This is a genomic window from Streptomyces scopuliridis RB72 (assembly GCF_000718095.1).
Lineage (GTDB): Bacteria > Actinomycetota > Actinomycetes > Streptomycetales > Streptomycetaceae > Streptomyces > Streptomyces scopuliridis.
Genome location: NZ_JOEI01000024.1, coordinates 54,339 through 69,796 on the forward strand (window position 1 = coordinate 54,339; position 15,458 = coordinate 69,796).

12 protein-coding genes, 2 tRNA genes and 1 pseudogene are annotated in these 15,458 nt (G+C 69.6%); 8 read left to right on the plus strand and 7 right to left on the minus strand.

Features of this window, described 5'->3' with window-relative positions; all coding sequences use genetic code 11:
- The first annotated feature begins 38 nt into the window (after nucleotides 1-38).
- The 5 genes from gyrA (at nucleotide 39) to IF11_RS0127225 (ending at nucleotide 5,451) form a co-directional block, all read left to right on the plus strand.
- On the plus strand, nucleotides 39-2,705 hold the full coding sequence (gene gyrA, locus IF11_RS0127205) for a DNA gyrase subunit A (protein WP_030354382.1): 2,667 nt from the start codon (nucleotides 39-41) through the stop codon (nucleotides 2,703-2,705).
- An 87-nt stretch (nucleotides 2,706-2,792) separates the two neighbouring features.
- Complete coding sequence (locus IF11_RS39390; RefSeq protein WP_030354383.1) at nucleotides 2,793-3,413, plus strand: DUF3566 domain-containing protein; 621 nt, start codon at nucleotides 2,793-2,795, stop codon at nucleotides 3,411-3,413.
- Between the two features lie 58 nt (nucleotides 3,414-3,471).
- A tRNA-Ile gene (locus tag IF11_RS0127215) sits at nucleotides 3,472-3,545 on the plus strand.
- A gap of 173 nt (nucleotides 3,546-3,718) precedes the next feature.
- A complete protein-coding gene (locus IF11_RS41655) occupies nucleotides 3,719-3,853 on the plus strand; it encodes a DLW-39 family protein (RefSeq protein WP_211266759.1) in 135 nt (44 codons plus the stop codon).
- Nucleotides 3,854-4,119: 266 nt separating this feature from the next.
- Entirely contained in the window at nucleotides 4,120-5,451 is a 1,332-nt protein-coding gene (locus IF11_RS0127225) for a hypothetical protein (RefSeq protein WP_030354384.1), read from the plus strand.
- Between the two features lie 12 nt (nucleotides 5,452-5,463).
- On the opposite strand, the gene IF11_RS0127230 is transcribed toward IF11_RS0127225, so the two are convergent.
- Together IF11_RS0127230 and IF11_RS0127235 are read right to left on the minus strand one after the other, a co-directional pair.
- Nucleotides 5,464-6,972, minus strand: a complete 1,509-nt coding sequence (locus IF11_RS0127230; RefSeq protein ID WP_030354385.1) for a serine/threonine-protein kinase — start codon at nucleotides 6,970-6,972, stop codon at nucleotides 5,464-5,466.
- A 34-nt stretch (nucleotides 6,973-7,006) separates the two neighbouring features.
- Nucleotides 7,007-7,555 (minus strand): helix-turn-helix domain-containing protein, encoded by a 549-nt coding sequence (locus tag IF11_RS0127235; protein WP_030354386.1) that lies wholly within the window; start codon nucleotides 7,553-7,555, stop codon nucleotides 7,007-7,009.
- A gap of 185 nt (nucleotides 7,556-7,740) precedes the next feature.
- Here IF11_RS0127235 and IF11_RS0127240 point away from each other — a divergent pair.
- Both IF11_RS0127240 and IF11_RS0127245 read left to right on the plus strand, forming a co-directional pair.
- Nucleotides 7,741-7,813, plus strand: a tRNA-Ala gene (locus tag IF11_RS0127240).
- Between the two features lie 165 nt (nucleotides 7,814-7,978).
- Nucleotides 7,979-8,551, plus strand: a pseudogene (locus IF11_RS0127245) (glycerate kinase); the annotation flags it as partial.
- 352 nt (nucleotides 8,552-8,903) lie between these two features.
- On the opposite strand, the gene IF11_RS0127250 reads toward IF11_RS0127245, so the two are convergent.
- The 5 genes from IF11_RS0127250 to IF11_RS0127270 all read right to left on the minus strand — a co-directional run bounded on the left by IF11_RS0127250 (nucleotide 8,904) and on the right by IF11_RS0127270 (nucleotide 14,122).
- Nucleotides 8,904-9,677: an SDR family NAD(P)-dependent oxidoreductase gene (locus tag IF11_RS0127250; protein ID WP_030354388.1), complete on the minus strand. Its 774-nt coding sequence runs from the start codon at nucleotides 9,675-9,677 to the stop codon at nucleotides 8,904-8,906.
- 76 nt (nucleotides 9,678-9,753) lie between these two features.
- Entirely contained in the window at nucleotides 9,754-10,794 is a 1,041-nt protein-coding gene (locus IF11_RS0127255; RefSeq protein ID WP_030354389.1) for a transketolase family protein, read from the minus strand.
- Nucleotides 10,791-11,852 carry a transketolase gene (locus IF11_RS0127260; RefSeq protein ID WP_276311264.1) on the minus strand — a complete coding sequence of 354 codons (1,062 nt, stop codon included), beginning with the start codon at nucleotides 11,850-11,852 and terminating at the stop codon, nucleotides 10,791-10,793. Before IF11_RS0127260 ends, IF11_RS0127255 begins: the two co-directional genes overlap by 4 nt.
- A 6-nt stretch (nucleotides 11,853-11,858) precedes the next feature.
- Nucleotides 11,859-13,229, minus strand: coding sequence for an MFS transporter (locus IF11_RS0127265; RefSeq protein ID WP_037728700.1), 1,371 nt, complete (start codon nucleotides 13,227-13,229; stop codon nucleotides 11,859-11,861).
- A 188-nt stretch (nucleotides 13,230-13,417) separates the two neighbouring features.
- Nucleotides 13,418-14,122, minus strand: a complete 705-nt coding sequence (locus IF11_RS0127270; protein ID WP_206300595.1) for a GntR family transcriptional regulator — start codon at nucleotides 14,120-14,122, stop codon at nucleotides 13,418-13,420.
- 324 nt (nucleotides 14,123-14,446) lie between these two features.
- Here IF11_RS0127270 and IF11_RS0127275 point away from each other — a divergent pair, with 324 nt between their 5' ends.
- Complete coding sequence (locus tag IF11_RS0127275; RefSeq protein ID WP_030354393.1) at nucleotides 14,447-15,421, plus strand: PDR/VanB family oxidoreductase; 975 nt, start codon at nucleotides 14,447-14,449, stop codon at nucleotides 15,419-15,421.
- Nucleotides 15,422-15,458: the final 37 nt, after the last annotated feature.

Genomic DNA, 15,458 nt, shown 5'->3' on the forward strand with positions numbered 1-15,458 from the left:
GACGGATTCGACAAGGCCGAAAGGAACACTGACCAGCAATGGCCGACGAGAACACCCCTGACACCCCTGATATCCCCGAGAGCTCCGGCGTCCCCGGCACCCCTGGTACCCCTGTGGTCCAGGAGGCCGTCGAGGCGGTCGAGGGTCTCGCGATGCGCGTAGAGCCGGTCGGGCTCGAAACGGAGATGCAGCGCTCGTATCTCGACTACGCGATGTCCGTCATCGTGTCGCGCGCGCTGCCGGACGTACGGGACGGTCTCAAGCCCGTCCACCGGCGTGTGCTGTACGCGATGTACGACGGCGGCTACCGGCCCGAGAAGGGCTTCTACAAGTGCGCCCGCGTCGTCGGTGACGTCATGGGTACGTACCACCCGCACGGCGACTCCTCGATCTATGACGCGCTGGTCCGGCTGGCGCAGCCGTGGTCGATGCGGATGCCGCTGGTGGACTCCAACGGCAACTTCGGTTCTCCGGGCAATGACCCGGCCGCGGCCATGCGGTACACCGAGTGCAAGATGATGCCGCTGTCGATGGAGATGCTCCGGGACATCGACGAGGAGACCGTCGACTTCACGGACAACTACGACGGCCGTAACCAGGAGCCGACGGTTCTGCCGGCGCGGTTCCCGAATCTGCTGATCAACGGCTCCGCCGGCATCGCCGTCGGTATGGCCACGAACATCCCGCCGCACAATCTGCGGGAGGTCGCGGCCGGTGCGATGTGGGCGCTGGAGCATCCCGAGGCGAGCCACGAGGAACTGCTCGACGCGCTGATCGAGCGGATCAAGGGCCCGGACTTCCCGACCGGCGCGCTGGTCGTGGGGCGCAAGGGCATCGAGGAGGCGTACCGTACGGGCCGCGGCTCGATCACGATGCGCGCGGTGGTCGAGGTCGAGGAGATCCAGAACCGCCAGTGCCTGGTGGTCACGGAGCTGCCGTACCAGACCAACCCGGACAATCTCGCTCAGAAGATCGCCGACCTGGTCAAGGACGGAAAGGTCGGCGGCATCGCGGACGTCCGCGACGAGACGTCCTCGCGTACGGGCCAGCGGCTGGTCGTCGTGCTGAAGCGGGACGCGGTCGCCAAGGTCGTCCTGAACAACCTGTACAAGCACACCGATCTGCAGAGCAACTTCAGCGCGAACATGCTGGCGCTGGTGGACGGCGTGCCGCGCACGCTCTCGCTGGACGCGTTCATCCGGCACTGGGTGACGCACCAGATCGAGGTCATCGTCCGGCGTACGAAGTTCCGGCTGCGCAAGGCCGAGGAGCGGGCGCACATCCTGCGCGGTCTGCTCAAGGCGCTCGACGCGATCGACGAGGTCATCGCGCTGATCCGGCGCAGTGACACGGTCGAGATCGCGCGTGAGGGCCTGATGGGGCTGCTCACGATCGATGAGATCCAGGCGAACGCGATCCTGGAGATGCAGCTGCGCCGACTGGCGGCCCTGGAGCGCCAGAAGATCGTCGCGGAACACGACGAGCTGCAGCAGAAGATCAATGAGTACAACGCGATCCTGGCCTCGCCGGAGAAGCAGCGGCAGATCGTCCATGACGAACTGGCCATCATCGTCGACAAGTTCGGTGACGACCGGCGCTCGAAGCTGGTGCCCTTCGACGGTGACATGTCCATCGAGGACCTGATCGCCGAGGAGGACATCGTCGTCACGATCACGCGTGGCGGCTATGTGAAGCGTACGAAGACGGACGACTACCGCTCGCAGAAGCGCGGCGGCAAGGGCGTACGCGGTACGAAGCTGAAGGAAGACGACATCGTCGACCACTTCTTCGTCTCGACGACGCACCACTGGCTGCTGTTCTTCACGAACAAGGGCCGGGTCTACCGGGCCAAGGCGTACGAGCTGCCGGACGCCGGGCGGGACGCGCGCGGTCAGCATGTGGCCAATCTGCTCGCTTTCCAGCCGGACGAGCAGATCGCCGAGATCCTGGCGATCCGTGACTACGAGGCCGTGCCGTATCTGGTCCTGGCCACGAAGGCGGGTCTGGTGAAGAAGACCCCGCTCAAGGATTACGACTCACCCCGCTCGGGCGGTGTCATCGCGATCAACCTCCGGGAGACGGACGACGGCGCGGACGACGAGCTGATCGGCGCGGAGCTGGTGTCGGCGGAGGACGATCTGCTGCTCATCAGCCGGAAGGCGCAGTCGATCCGGTTCACCGCGACGGACGACGCGCTGCGGCCGATGGGGCGTGCGACCTCGGGCGTGAAGGGGATGAGTTTCCGCGAGGGCGACGAACTGCTCTCGATGAATGTCGTCAGGCCCGGTACGTTCGTCTTCACTGCTACAGATGGCGGATACGCGAAGCGGACCGCTGTCGACGAGTATCGCGTCCAGGGTCGTGGCGGTCTGGGCATCAAGGCCGCCAAGATTGTGGAGGATCGGGGTTCTCTTGTCGGTGCGTTGGTGGTCGAGGAAACGGATGAGATCCTTGCCATCACCCTCGGCGGCGGTGTGATTCGCACGCGAGTCAACGAAGTCAGGGAGACCGGCCGTGACACGATGGGTGTCCAACTGATCAACCTGGGCAAGCGGGATGCCGTCGTCGGTATCGCGCGCAATGCCGAGGCGGGACGTGAAGCCGAAGAGGTCGACGGGACCGATGACCCGGGGACCGAAGAGGCTGGTACGGCCGAGGTCGTCGCCGAGGGCACTCAGCCCTCGGCCGGGGAGCACGAGGAGTAGAGCGTGAGTGGAGCCACGGGCGCCGGATCGGCCGCTTCCGGAGCGAACGGTGCCCGTGGCCCTGCCACGGACTCCCAGGGGGTATCGGTGACCGACACTCGGGGGCAGAAGCCCCCTTACGAGACGTACGGACGTGAGCAGCCGCAGCCGGCCGCTCAGCCGTACCACCCGCCGCAGGCGTATCCCTCGCCCCAGGGCGGCGGGCCGAGCCAGGGCGGACAGCAGATTCAGCAAGGGGCTTCTGTGACATCTGCCGTTTCCGGTGGGGCCGGTCCTTCAGGGGCTCCTTCCGCTTCCGCGGTGCGCCGGCCGCGGACGGGCGCGCGGACGACTCCGCGTACCCGCAAGGCGCGACTGCGGGTGGCGAAGGCCGATCCGTGGTCGGTGATGAAGGTCAGTTTCCTGCTCTCCATCGCGCTGGGTCTGTGCACCATCGTCGCGGCCGCCGTGCTGTGGATGGTCATGGACGCGATGGGCGTCTTCTCGACGGTGGGCGGGACGATCAGTGAGGCCACGGGCTCGAACGAGAGCAATGGCTTCGACCTTCAGTCGTTCCTCTCGCTGCCGCGAGTGATCATCTTCACGTCGGTCATCGCGGTGATCGATGTGGTGCTCGCGACGGCGCTGGCGACGCTCGGAGCCTTCATCTACAACCTGTCCGCGGGCTTTGTGGGCGGTGTTGAGCTCACGCTCGCCGAGGACGAGTGAGGGCCGGGTATCGATTTTGGGGCTGGCCCTGAAGTGCGCTAATCTTCAGGGGCAGCGCGGGGCTATAGCTCAGTTGGTTAGAGCGCATCCCTGATAAGGATGAGGCCACAGGTTCAAATCCTGTTAGCCCCACCGCGACAATCGGCCCGTACGGATCGTCTCCGTACGGGCCGATTGCATTTCGCTGTTCTTCCTATTGGCCGCGGCCCCGCCTCACGTTGCGGGCAGGTCACCGATCGGTATCGGTCGGTGTGTATAGTCGGGCGCCAGAAGTCCCCTACGTCAAGGAAAGACGAGGTCGCGCGGTGAAGAAGCTTCTCTTGGTCGCACTGGCCGCCATCGGCGGGCTCCTCGTGTACCGCCAGATCCAGGCGGACCGCGCCGAGCAGGATCTGTGGACGGAGGAGACCGACTCCGTGCCCGCAGGTTCGGGTGTGTGAGACGCAGCAGTCCTGATACGAGCCCCGGCCGCAGAGCGGTCGGGGCTCCGTGCTGTCCGGGGCCTGTGCGCCGCTGTCCGGGACCCGTGCGCCCACCCATGAACTTCACTTATGTGAAGGTTTGACTTGCTTACGCAAAGGCCCGGTGGGTAGACCGGGAGTGATCCCGCCGACCGCGCGGACCCCGCAGACAGCGGAGGGAGCCCCGGGGCAGGATGGACCGACCGGACAGGGGCCAGGCGGGCCGAGAGGGCGAGGGGAAGCGCGTGAAGTGGCAGCGCAGCAGGGGGCGGGCGGCGTCGGCGAGAGGCCCTCGGGCGGCGGCGGTGGGCGCGGCGGTGTGCGTGCTGGCGGCGCTGCCGGGTCAGGCCCGGGCGGACGGTGAGCCGAGCCCGTACGCCTTCGATCCCGGCGCGAAGCGGATCAGCGGAGCGGCGACCACGAGCGAGGCGAAGCAGCTCGACGACGGCAGCACTTACCGCGATTCGATCGAGCCCGGCGGCACGCTCATCTACCGGCTGAACCTCGACGCGGAGACGAACGCCTATGTCTCGGCCGTCGCCGTGCCCGGACCGGCGACGACGGTCGCGTACGGAGACAAGATCAAGATCTCGCTGCAGAACAGCCAGGGCAGCGACTGCGGCTCCAACGACGCGCAGTTCGGCGCGGCGAGCAAATTCCCCCGGCCGCTCGCGGCCTATGCCTACCGGCTGATCGACAAGGGGGCGTACTCCTGCCAGGAAGCCGGCGCGTACTACGTCGTCATCGAGCGGACCGGCGAGGACACGTCCACCCCCGAGCCGTGGGGGCTGGAGATCCGCCATGTCTCCGAGCCGAAGCTCACGAGTCCCGGACCGTCCGAGGCGCCTTCGGGGTGGCCCAGCGCCTCGCCGGAGCCGGCCGGCGGCGAGCCGCGGGCGCGGGCGGGCGGTACGGGGTTCTATGACGCGGCGGAGCTGGGGAAGGGCGAGTGGACGGCGAAGATCGAGCCGGGCGCCACGCTCTTCTACCGGGTGCCGGTGGACTGGGGGCAGCAGATATTCGCCGCCGCGGACCTGGGCAGCGCGGCGGCGGCGGGATCCGGGCCGGGGTCGGGGTTTGTGAGCGGCGCGTTCTCCATGGCCCTCTACAACCCGGCGCGAGGGCTCGTCGACACCAGTAACTCGCTCTCGTACAACGGGAAGCAGAAGACGACGGCCCTCGATCCGCTGCCCCCGGTGGCGTACGAGAACCGCTTCGGCTCGCGGACCGGCGACAAGGAGATGAGGTTCGCGGGCTGGTACTACCTGCGGGTCAGCCTCAACCCGGAGGTGGGCGAGAAGTTCGGCGCGGGGCCGTACGGGCTGACGCTGCGGGTCGACGTCACGGGCGAGCCGAAGAGCGCTCCGGCGTACGCGGGGCCCGCCGGAGACTTCAGCGTGAACCCGGACGGCCGGCAGCCGGCGGCGGACGACGGGGAGACCGGAACCGCCGCGGCGGACAACGGCACGATGAAGGTGGTCGCGGCCGCGGGGATCGGCATGGGCACCGTGCTGGTGCTGGGCCTGGGGGTGTGGACGCTTCTCGCGCGGCGGCGCGCGGAACCGGGATCGGGCTGAGCGGCCCGATCCTCAGTTCTGGAGCTGGGTGAGGGCCCAGATGCCCACGGCGAAACAGGCCAGGGCGAGCAGCAGGACCGGGACCGTCACCTTCGGGGGCGGTCCCGGGCGTTTGGCGGGGGCGTGGTGGGCCGGTGTCCGCGGCTGGGGAACCGCCGGCTGCTGAAAGGGCACCTGCGGGCTCTGAGCGGTGTACGGGCGGGTGTGGCCCTGTTCGTGCCGGACCGCCGCCGTCTCCGCCTGGGACAGGTCGGGCGGAGTGGCGTAGTCGTAGTGAGAGGGGACGTGCTGCCCCGGGTACGGCGGGGCCTGGACCTGCTGCGGGGCGGGCTGAGCCTGCTGGGGGTACGGGGTCTGCGAGGAGTACGGGTCCTGCTGGGACGCGTGGTCCCGGCCCGGCGGCGGTGGGGGGAGATGGAAACTGCCGGTCTCCGACATGGAGGCGGGCCCGGGCGCCGGAGTGGGGGACGGTGAGGGCGGCGGTGAGGACGGTGGTGTGAGGGACGACGCGGCCGTCGCCGGTCCGGCCGGCGGCTGCGCCCCGCGCGGATCGGTGTACGGGCCGGCGGCGCCGGTGTACGGAGCGGCGGGCTGGGCGCCGGTCCGGGGATCCGTGACGGGACCGGCGGGACCGACGGGGCTGACGGGACCCTCGGGGCCGAACGTGGAGGGGAGCGGACCGATCTGATCGAAGACCTCGACGATCTCGTCGTCGATATCGGGCTCGGGCAGCAGCTCCACGGCGGTTGTCAGCGCCTTGCGGGCGCCCGTGGCCGTACGGAACCTCGCGTGCGGGTCGGGCTGCAGCAGGCCCGCCAGGACCTGCCACAGCGGCTCGGGGATGCCCTGGGGCGCCCCGGGGGTGCCGTGCGCGGTGAAATGCTCGACCAGCGCCTTGGCGTCAGGCTTCTGACCCTGCAGCAGATAGAGCGCGACGAGACCGACCGCGAAGAGATCGGCGGGGAAGTCCGGCTCGGCGCCCATCATCTGCTCGGGCGCGAAGTAACCGGGCGTTCCCACCACGTAGTTGGTCTCCGTCAGGCGCGGCTCGCCCTTGCGCATGGAGATGCCGAAGTCGGACAGCCGCAGATGCGGTCTGCCCGTTCCGGTGGCCTCCAGCAGGATGTTGGCCGGTTTGATGTCGCGGTGCACGACACCCTCCGCGTGCACCGCGGCCAGGCCGGCCAGCAACTGGTCGAGCAGGGTGCAGACGAAGCGCGGCGGCAGCGGCCCGTAGTCGCCGATGACATGCGCCAGCGAGCCGCCGCTCACCAGATCCATGGTGAACAGGACCTTGTCGTCGTCCGCGGCCCAGCTGGCCGGGGCGAGGACATGCGGGTGATCGATCCGCAGCGCCTGCTCGCGTACGAACCGCAGCAGGGTGTGCGCGTCGCTCTGCTGGAGGACCTTCGCCGCCACATAGCGCCGGCGCCGGTGGTCCCAGGCGCGCCAGACGGCACCGACACCACCGCGTCCGATCGGGTCGATCAGCTCGTACCGTCCCGCGAAGACCTCACCCATGCGCCGCGCTCGCTCCCCGTCGTCCCGTACGCCGTCAGCTTTGATGCGCCTCGTAGTGGGCGACCGCCTCAGCGGTGCGCCCGGCGCCGTAGACCCTGAGGAACTCTGCCAGTTCGGGCTGGGTCGGGGCGAGGGAGTCCGCGGCATCGATGATGTCGCCGGCGGCCGCGACCGAGCGCAGCAGGGACTGGATCTCGCGGACCACCCGGCGCACGGTCGGCGCGCCCGAGCTGTTCGTCGTCTGGCTGGTGCCGGTGAGGACGGAGCCGCCCTGCGACTTCTTGATCTCCTCCATCCGGTCCGTGGCCTCCCCGGCACTGACGCTTCCGTCGGCCACCTGACCGGCCAGATCCTGCAGCGCCTGGACGCGCTGGACCACGGCCGGATTGCCGATCTTCGCGCGTTGACCGCTCATCAGCTGGGAGAGCATCGGCGCGGAGAGCCCGAGGACCGCCGCGAGCCGGGCCTGGTTCAGGCCCAGGTCATCTATGAGACGACGGAAGAGCGCCCCCAACGGCTCTCCGTACCAGCTCCGCTGGAGTTCTCTGGCTCTGGCAGTCGATTCCTGCTGTGCGGCGTCCATGCGCGTCTCCCCATCGCTTCCCCAATGCGGCAGCTTCGCTGCTGCGAACCTCGTGGGGCATCTTACGGAGCGTGGTCGTGCACGGGGAGTCCCAATCCTTTTGCGGGATCACTCGGTACACCCGGTACCCTGGTCCCGGTGATGGACGGGCGCCGTTCCGCGGCTCGGCCGTACCCATCCTTTGAGGGGCCTTAGCTCAGTTGGTAGAGCGCTGTCTTTGCATGGCAGATGTCAGGGGTTCGACTCCCCTAGGCTCCACTCCTACACCCCTTCTGACCTGCGGAAACGTGGTTCGAAGGGGTGTTTTCGTGTTGACAGGTCAATGCGCCGGAGGGGCGCTTCCGGCGGACGGCCGGAAGCGCCCCTCCCGTGTTTCCGCCAGCGCCTGCATCGGCCTCGGCCTGACCGGCCAGTGGCCCGCACGGCGCCGCCCATGTCTTCGGCCCCCAGAAGGGCGCCGACCCCGCGATGGTCGCCCTCCTCGACGACGGGCTGCGGCGGCTCGCGCCACTGCTCGGGATCGCCCCGGACGCCACCGGCGGCGGCGCGGCGGGCGGCCTCGGCGCCGCCCTGCTCTCGCTCGGCGCCGAACTGCTGCCCGGCGCCGATCTGATCCGCCGCCTCACCCGCTTCGACCGGCTGCTGGCCACGGCGGATCTCTGCCTCACCGCAGAGGGGAAGGTGGACGCCTCCACCGACGCGGGCAAGACCGTCCGCGCGGTCGTCGACGCCTGTACGGAGGCGGGCGTCCCCTGCGTCGTGCTCGGCGGGACGATCACCCCGGACGCGGACCGGCTCTACGGGCGCGGCGCCATCGCCGTCCTGCCCATCGGCACCGGCCCGCGCGACCTCGACACCGCCCTGCTCCACGCCTCCGACGACCTCACGCGCACGGCCCACGCCGTATGCCGCCTCGCCACAGCCAACGCCCATACACGGAACCACCTGCCCCAGACGGTCAACACGGAGCCTCCCGGGCCCCGAGGCGCATGGTGAAAGAGACCGACCACAGCATCTGCTGGGCATGGCAGTCCGCCGGAAGCAGCGCGGCGAGCCCGGCGCCTCCCGCACCGGCGCCGGACACCGGTCGCAGGGGCTCCCAGAAGGCATCTGAGGGCCCGTGCTGTGTCATCCATGCCGCGTCCTCGGCAACCGTGGGCTGTGCGAATGACTCGGGCGGGCGAACGCATGACTCGCGGGCCTCTCAAGTCCGTTGAGCGTCTCCTGTCGACCACGCAATCGCGAAGGGGTCGGCCGCAGCGGGTGTGAGGGTGGCAGTCCACTTCGAAAGAGGTCCCCTGCCCTGGGAAGCGTAGGTCAGGGGACCTCTCCGGTATGAGCCTTCCTGTCAGTGGATGTGCGAGCCCCCGTTGACGTCGTAGGTCACGCCGGTGAGGTAGCCCGAGTCGGGCCGGGCCAGGAAGGCGACGACGGCGGCTACGTCCGTGACGTGGCCGACCCGGCGCATCGGGATGTCGGCGACCAGGGCGGCCTTGCGCTCGGGGGCGAGTTTTCCGTCCGTGATGTTGGTGTCGATCAGGCCCGGAGCCACGGAGTTGACGGTGACGCCGGACGGTCCGAGTTCACGGGCCAGGGCGCGGGAGAAGCCGAGCAGGGCGGCCTTGGCCGCCGAGTACGCGACGCCGCCGAAGACGCCGCCGCCGCGCTCGGCGGAGACCGAGGAGAGGTGGATGATCCGGCCGAAGCCGCGCGCGGCCATATCCGGTGCCAGGCGCCGGGTGGCCAGGAAGCTGCCGCGGACGTTGACGTCGAAGATCCGGTCCCACTCCTCGGCGGAGACGTCGAGGAATCGGGTGGGCGAGGTGATTCCGGCGTTGTTGACCAGGACGCCGACGGGCGGAAGCGCGGTCTCGACGGCATCGGCGGCGGCGTTCACCGCGTCGGGGTCGGTCACGTCGGCGGCGATGCCGAGCGCTTGTACGTCGTGGGCCGCGGCCACCTCTCTCGCGCTGTCCTCGGCGGCCTCCTTGTCGAGGTCGAGCACGGCGATGTGGTAGCCGTCGGCGGCCAGTGCGTGCGCCGTGGCCCGTCCGATGCCCCGTCGTGAGCCGGCGCCGGTGACGACGGCGGTGCGGGGCGTGGTGTGGGAGTGAGTGGTCATCCGGACTCTCCTGGAACGTGCTGGGGCGGGGGACAGGAGGCAGAGGGGGGTCGGCCTGGGCAGGGGGACGGCGCCATCACAGCTCTGCGCGGACGCGCGCCTTGATGGCCTTGACGGACAGTCCGTAGCGGTCGTGCAGAGTGGGCAGTGCTCCCGCGGCCAGGAATTCGTCAGGCAGGCCGATCGGCACGATCCTTGTCCCGGCTCCGGAGGACGTCCCGGCTCCGGAGGACGTCCCGGCTCCGGCGAACGCCAGGCAGGAGGCCACGGACTCGGCCAGGCCGCCCACGAGCGTGTGGTTCTCCAGGGTCACCACGAGCCGTCCCTTGGTCGCCTCGCGCAGAATGGTCTCCCGGTCGAGCGGTTTGATGGTCGGGACGTGCAGAACGGCCACGTCGATATGGTCGGCCTCCAGATCACGCGCCGCGGCGAGGGCGCGTGTGGTCATCAGACCCGTGGAGATGAACAGCACGTCGCGGCCGCCGCGCAGCTGGGCCGCCCGGCCCAGTTCGAAGCGGTAGTCGTACTCGTCGAGCACGGTGGGCACAGCGCCGCGCAGCAGTCGCAGGTAGGTCGGCCCGGGGGCCGCGGCCAGGGCCGGGACGGCCTGTTCGATGTCCACGGAATCGGCGGGGTCGACGATGGTCAGGCCGGGCATGCCGCGCAGGATGGCCAGGTCCTCGGTGGCCTGGTGGCTGGGACCGTATCCGGTGGTGAGTCCGGGCAGCGCCCCGACGACGTTGACGTTGAGGCCCGGTTCGGCGATGTCCAGACACAGGAAGTCGTACGCGCGGCGGGTGGCGAAGACGGAGTAGGTGGAGGCGAACGGGACGAGGCCGACCTCGGCCAGGCCGGCGGCGGCGCCCAGCATCACCTGTTCCGCCATGCCCATCTGGAAGAAGCGCTCGGGGTGAGCCTCGCGGAAGACGTGCATGTCGGTGTACTTGGCCAGGTCCGCGGAGAGCCCGACGATGTCCTGACGCTCCTCGGCGAGCCGGGCCAGCGCGTGTCCGAAGGGCGCTTTGGCGGTGCGTTGTCCGTCCTCCGCGATGGAGGCGATCATGGCCGATGTGGTGAGCCTGTGCGGTGCCTGCGCGGCCGGCGCGTGGGCGTTCATGCGTCATCTCCTGTCCGGTGGGGGTGCGACTGGGGGCTCCGCCCGGCCTCGGTGGATCCGGCCGGGGCGGCGGGGGCGTGGGCGCGCGCGCCGCGAGGCTCGGGGTTCCGGCCGCGGGCCTTGTGCCCCTGCGCCAGTTCGTCGCGGGCGATCTGCCACTCGTCCGGTTCCACCCGCATGAAGTGCGCCCTCTCGCGGGTTTCCAGTAGCGGTACGCCGCGTCCGATGCGGGTGTCGCAGACGAGCACCGCGGGCGAACCCCGGTGGGCGCGCAGTTCGTCGAAGGCCGAGACGAGCGCCTCGATGTCGTTGCCGTCCACGCGGATGGTGTGCCAGCCGAACGCCGCCCACTTGTCCGTGACGGGTTCGGTGCGCAGCACGCCGCGGGTGGGGCCGTCCGCCTGGAGGGCGTTGACGTCCACGATGGCGGTGACGTTGTCCAGGCCGTGGTGCGCGCAGGCGAGGGCCGCCTCCCAGGTGGAGCCTTCGTCGAGTTCGCCGTCCGAGAGCAGGTTGTACACATGTGCCCGGCTCCCCTGATGGCGCAGGCCCAGCGCCATGCCGGTCGCGATGCCGAGCCCATGGCCCAGTGAGCCGCCGGAGATCTCCATGCCGGGTGTGTACGAGGCCATGCCGGACATGGGCAGCCGCGAGCCGTCCGCGCCGTACGTGTCCAGTTCCGCGGTGTCCAGGACGCCGGCCTCGGCAAGGGCCGCGTACAGGGCGATGGCGTAGTGGCCGATCGAGAGCAGGAACCTGTCGCGCTTCGGCCACTCCGGGTTGTCGGGCAGGTAGTTGAGCACGTCCTTGTAGACGACGGCGAGGATGTCCGCGACGCCGAGAGCCTGGCCGATGTAGCCCTGGCCCTGGATCTCACCCATGTCCAGAGCGTGCCGTCGGATGCGGTACGCCGAGTCCTGGAGCGTCCGGATCCGCTCCGTCCGTGCGGCCCGTGTGTGTGCGTCGTCCGGGGGAGCGGGTTTCTGGGGGTTTTCCTGCAGGTTTTCCTGCGGGTTGGGTGACTGGGCGGGGGCGGACCTGGAAGTGGTCGGGGTCACTCGTTCTCACTCCTTGATGAGTTGGGCTGCCGCCATGGCCGGCTGCCGCCGCAGGGCGCGGTCGGCGTCCGCCCTCTCCACGGCTCCCCAGGTCTCCCGCGTCAGCAGCGTCGCGACGAGGCCCAGCAATCCGTAGAAGCTGAAGAGAACCGCGGGCCCGGTCCAGCCGGTGCTGGAGTACAGGGCGGTGGCGATCAGGGGCGTAAAGCCGGAGACGACCGCGGAGAGCTGGTAGGCGAGAGAGGTGCCGGCCGTGCGGGTCTTTGTCGCGAAGAGCTCCGAGAACCAGGCGCCCTGGACTCCGGCGAGCGAGTTCTGGCAGACGGCGTAACTGACCACGAACGTCACCAGGACCAATGCCGCGACTTCGGTGTTGACGAGAAGGAACATCGGGATGCCCCACAGAAGGGTCGCGGTGCAGCCCGCCAGATACACCGGACGGCGTCCGATCCGGTCGGAGAGCCGGCCCCAGAACGCGGTGGCGAAGATACCGAGGGCGGCGGCGGTCACCAGGGCGGTGAGGCTCACGGCGCTCGTGACGTCCGGTGCCTCGTCATCGCCGAGGTAGGACACGACGAAGGTGACCGAGATGGCATAGCCGGCGGTCTCGGCTATCCGGAGGCAGAAGGCGCGCAGTACGTTGCGCCAGTCGTCCCGCAGCACCTCGATGAGGGGGTTCCTGGAGACCTGGCCCGACTCCTTCAGTTCCTCGAACTCCGGCGACTCGTCGATCTTGAGCCGGATGAGGATCCCCACAACGATCAGGAGGGCGCTGAGCAGGAAGGGCACGCGCCAGGCCCATGTGCCGTCGAAGGTGCGGGAGCTGAGCAGAAAGGCGAGGTTCGCGAGCAGCAGCCCGACGGGGAACCCCGCCTGCGTGATGCCGGTGTACAGGCCGCGCTTGTGCCAGGGCGCGTGTTCGAACGTCATCAGGATCGCGCCGCCCCACTCGGCACCGAAGGCGAGTCCCTGCACCACCCGTACGGCGACCAGCAGGACCGGGGCCCATACGCCGACTGTCTGATACGTGGGCAGGCAGCCGATGAGGACGGTCGCGATGCCCATGATCAGCAGGGAGCCGACGAGAACCGGCTTGCGGCCGACGCGGTCACCGAGATGACCGGCGATGATGCCACCCAGCGGGCGGGCGGCGAAGCCGATCCCCAGAGTGGCGAACGACAGCAGTGTCGCGGAGAGCGGATCGGAGTCCGGGAAGAACGCGTCGCCGAAATAGAGGGCGGCGGCCGTGCCGAAGCCGATGAAGTCGTAGGTCTCGATGGTCGCGCCCACGCCGCACCCGACGGCGACCTTCAGCCGTTCCGGTGACCCCTCTGGCTTGTGCGGTACCGCCCGCCCGGATGGTGTTGAACCGGTCATGCCCGATCCTCCTTGATCGCAGCCCGCGCCGTCCCTGGCACTCTGTCGACTGTCAACAGTCGAGAGTTGATAGTGGGCGTCGCTACAGGGCATGTCAACCCTTGGGACAGCGACAGGCCCCGCCCGGTACGTCGCCCGGGCGGGGCCTGTAGGTCTGAGTGCGCCGCGGCAGCGCGCCGCGTCGTCTGCTAACCCGCTTCGTTCCTGGGGTGCGCGTCGTCGGCCGCGTCCGGTCCGTCGGGAGCGGCCTTGAGCTTTGCGATCGCCGAGGCCATGTGCTCATGGAGCACCCGCATGGCCTCGTCCGCGTTTCCGCGCTCGATCGCGTCGACGATGGGCAGGTGGTGTGCGGCGGACATGCTGACCTTCCGCCGTTCCCCGGCGGCACTCATCACGACGACGCGCGTCGGTCCCTCCAGATGGCGCCAGGTCTGCATCAGCATCGAGTTGCCCGACAGCTCGCAAAGGCGGAAGTGGAAGGCGAGATCCGCCTCCACCTGCGCGCTGAAGTCGCCGGACGCTTCGCCGAGCCGGTCCAGCGCCTCGCGCAGGGAGGCGACGGCGGTCTCCTTGCCCGGCGAGGCGATGATCTGCGTCACCGCGAGCCCCTCAAGGGCTTCACGCACCTGGAAAAGCTCCTGGACCTCCGTAGGCGTCAGGCTCCTCACGCGGAGCATCCCGCGGCTGCCCGCGACCACAAGCCCCTCCTGCTGGAGATGGCGCAATGCCTCCCGTACGGTACCGCGGCTGATGGACAGCCCGGCCGCGAGCTCGACCTCGCCGAGATGGTCGCCCGGCCGGTACTGGCCGGTGGTGATCGCTGTGCGCAGTGCCATCAGGGCGCGTTCGCGCAGCGTTGAGCGCTCAAGGCTGGACAGTGTCGGCACGGTCACGGTCGACGCCCCCTTAGTTTCACGCTGCAACATTTTAACGCAGCTCCTGTGTCAACTGTCGACAAGGCTCGGCTGGGTAACGGTACCCAAGCCAGGACGAGCAGACAGCACGCGTTCGGAGCCGGTGCTCACCAGGACCAAGGTGATAACAATTTGGTAACGCACAGGGTGTACGTCCGCTAGGGTTTGTTTCGGGAAACGCCGTCCGTCGCCATGCCTTCCGTCGCGCGCTCCATGACCTGACTCGTCCCAGCGTCAGCTCATGCGCCGGCCCAAGCGGTGACATGGGTGTCGCTCTGTCTCCTGTGAAAGCGGGAAGCCATTGTGAGCAATCCCCCCAATCCCCCCACTCCTGAGTACGAGAGTTCCCTCGTCGTCGCGGAACGGATCGAATCCGCCGACGGCGTCGCCGTATTGACGCTCCGTCACCCGGGCGGCGAGCCGCTCCCGGAGTGGCAGCCCGGCGCCCACATCGACCTGTTGCTCGACAACGGCCTGGTCCGCCATTACTCGCTGTGCGGCGACCCCGGCGACCGGTCGGCGTGGCGCATCGGTGTGCTGCGCGTTCCGGAGAGCCGCGGCGGCTCGGCGTACGTGCACGGCAAGCTGCACGCCGGCGCGGAGGTGCGGGTCCGGGGGCCGCGCAACACCTTCGCTCTCCGGCCGGCCCCGCGCTACCTGTTCGTGGCGGGCGGCATCGGCATCACGCCCGTACTGCCGATGATCGCCGCCGCCGAGGCCGCCGGGGCGGACTGGCGGCTGCTGTACGGCGGCCGGACCCGCTCCTCGATGGTCTTCCTGGACGAACTGGCCGCGTACGGCGACGCGGTGGCGGTCCGTCCGCAGGATGAGCACGGGCTGCTCGACCTGGACGGTTATCTCGGCGAGCCGGACGCCGACACCCTGGTCTACTGCTGCGGTCCCGAGCCGCTGCTGGCCGCGGTGGAGGAGCGGTGCCGCGCGTGGCCGTCCGGGGCGCTGCGGGTGGAGCGGTTCCAGGCCAGGGAGCGGGAGGGGACGGCGGCGGAGGCCGGTGCGTTCGAGGTGGTCCTCTCCCGGTCCGGGCGTGCCCTCCAAGTGGAGCCCGGTAAGAGCGTGTTGGAGACGGCGCGGGAGGCCGGTGTCTCCGTGCTCTTCTCCTGCGCCGAGGGCATCTGCGGCACGTGCGAGACCGAGGTGCTGGAGGGCGAGCCCGACCACCGGGACTCCGTACTCAGTCCGGAGGAGCGGGAGTCCGGCGAGACGATGATGATCTGCGTCTCCCGCTCCCGCGGCCCCCGGCTGGTCCTCGACCTGTGACGGCGTCGCCGCCGCCCTTCCCCTGTACGCGAGAAGC

Coding starts and splice junctions, on each gene's coding strand:
- IF11_RS0127235 (WP_030354386.1), bottom strand. CDS start 7,555: ATGGACGCCGCACAGCAGGAATCGACTGCCAGAGCCAGAGAACTCCAG.
- IF11_RS0127255 (WP_030354389.1), bottom strand. CDS start 10,794: ATGAACGCCCACGCGCCGGCCGCGCAGGCACCGCACAGGCTCACCACA.
- IF11_RS0127250 (WP_030354388.1), bottom strand. CDS start 9,677: ATGACCACTCACTCCCACACCACGCCCCGCACCGCCGTCGTCACCGGC.
- IF11_RS0127230 (WP_030354385.1), bottom strand. CDS start 6,972: ATGGGTGAGGTCTTCGCGGGACGGTACGAGCTGATCGACCCGATCGGA.
- IF11_RS0127265 (WP_037728700.1), bottom strand. CDS start 13,229: ATGACCGGTTCAACACCATCCGGGCGGGCGGTACCGCACAAGCCAGAG.
- gyrA (WP_030354382.1), top strand. CDS start 39: ATGGCCGACGAGAACACCCCTGACACCCCTGATATCCCCGAGAGCTCC.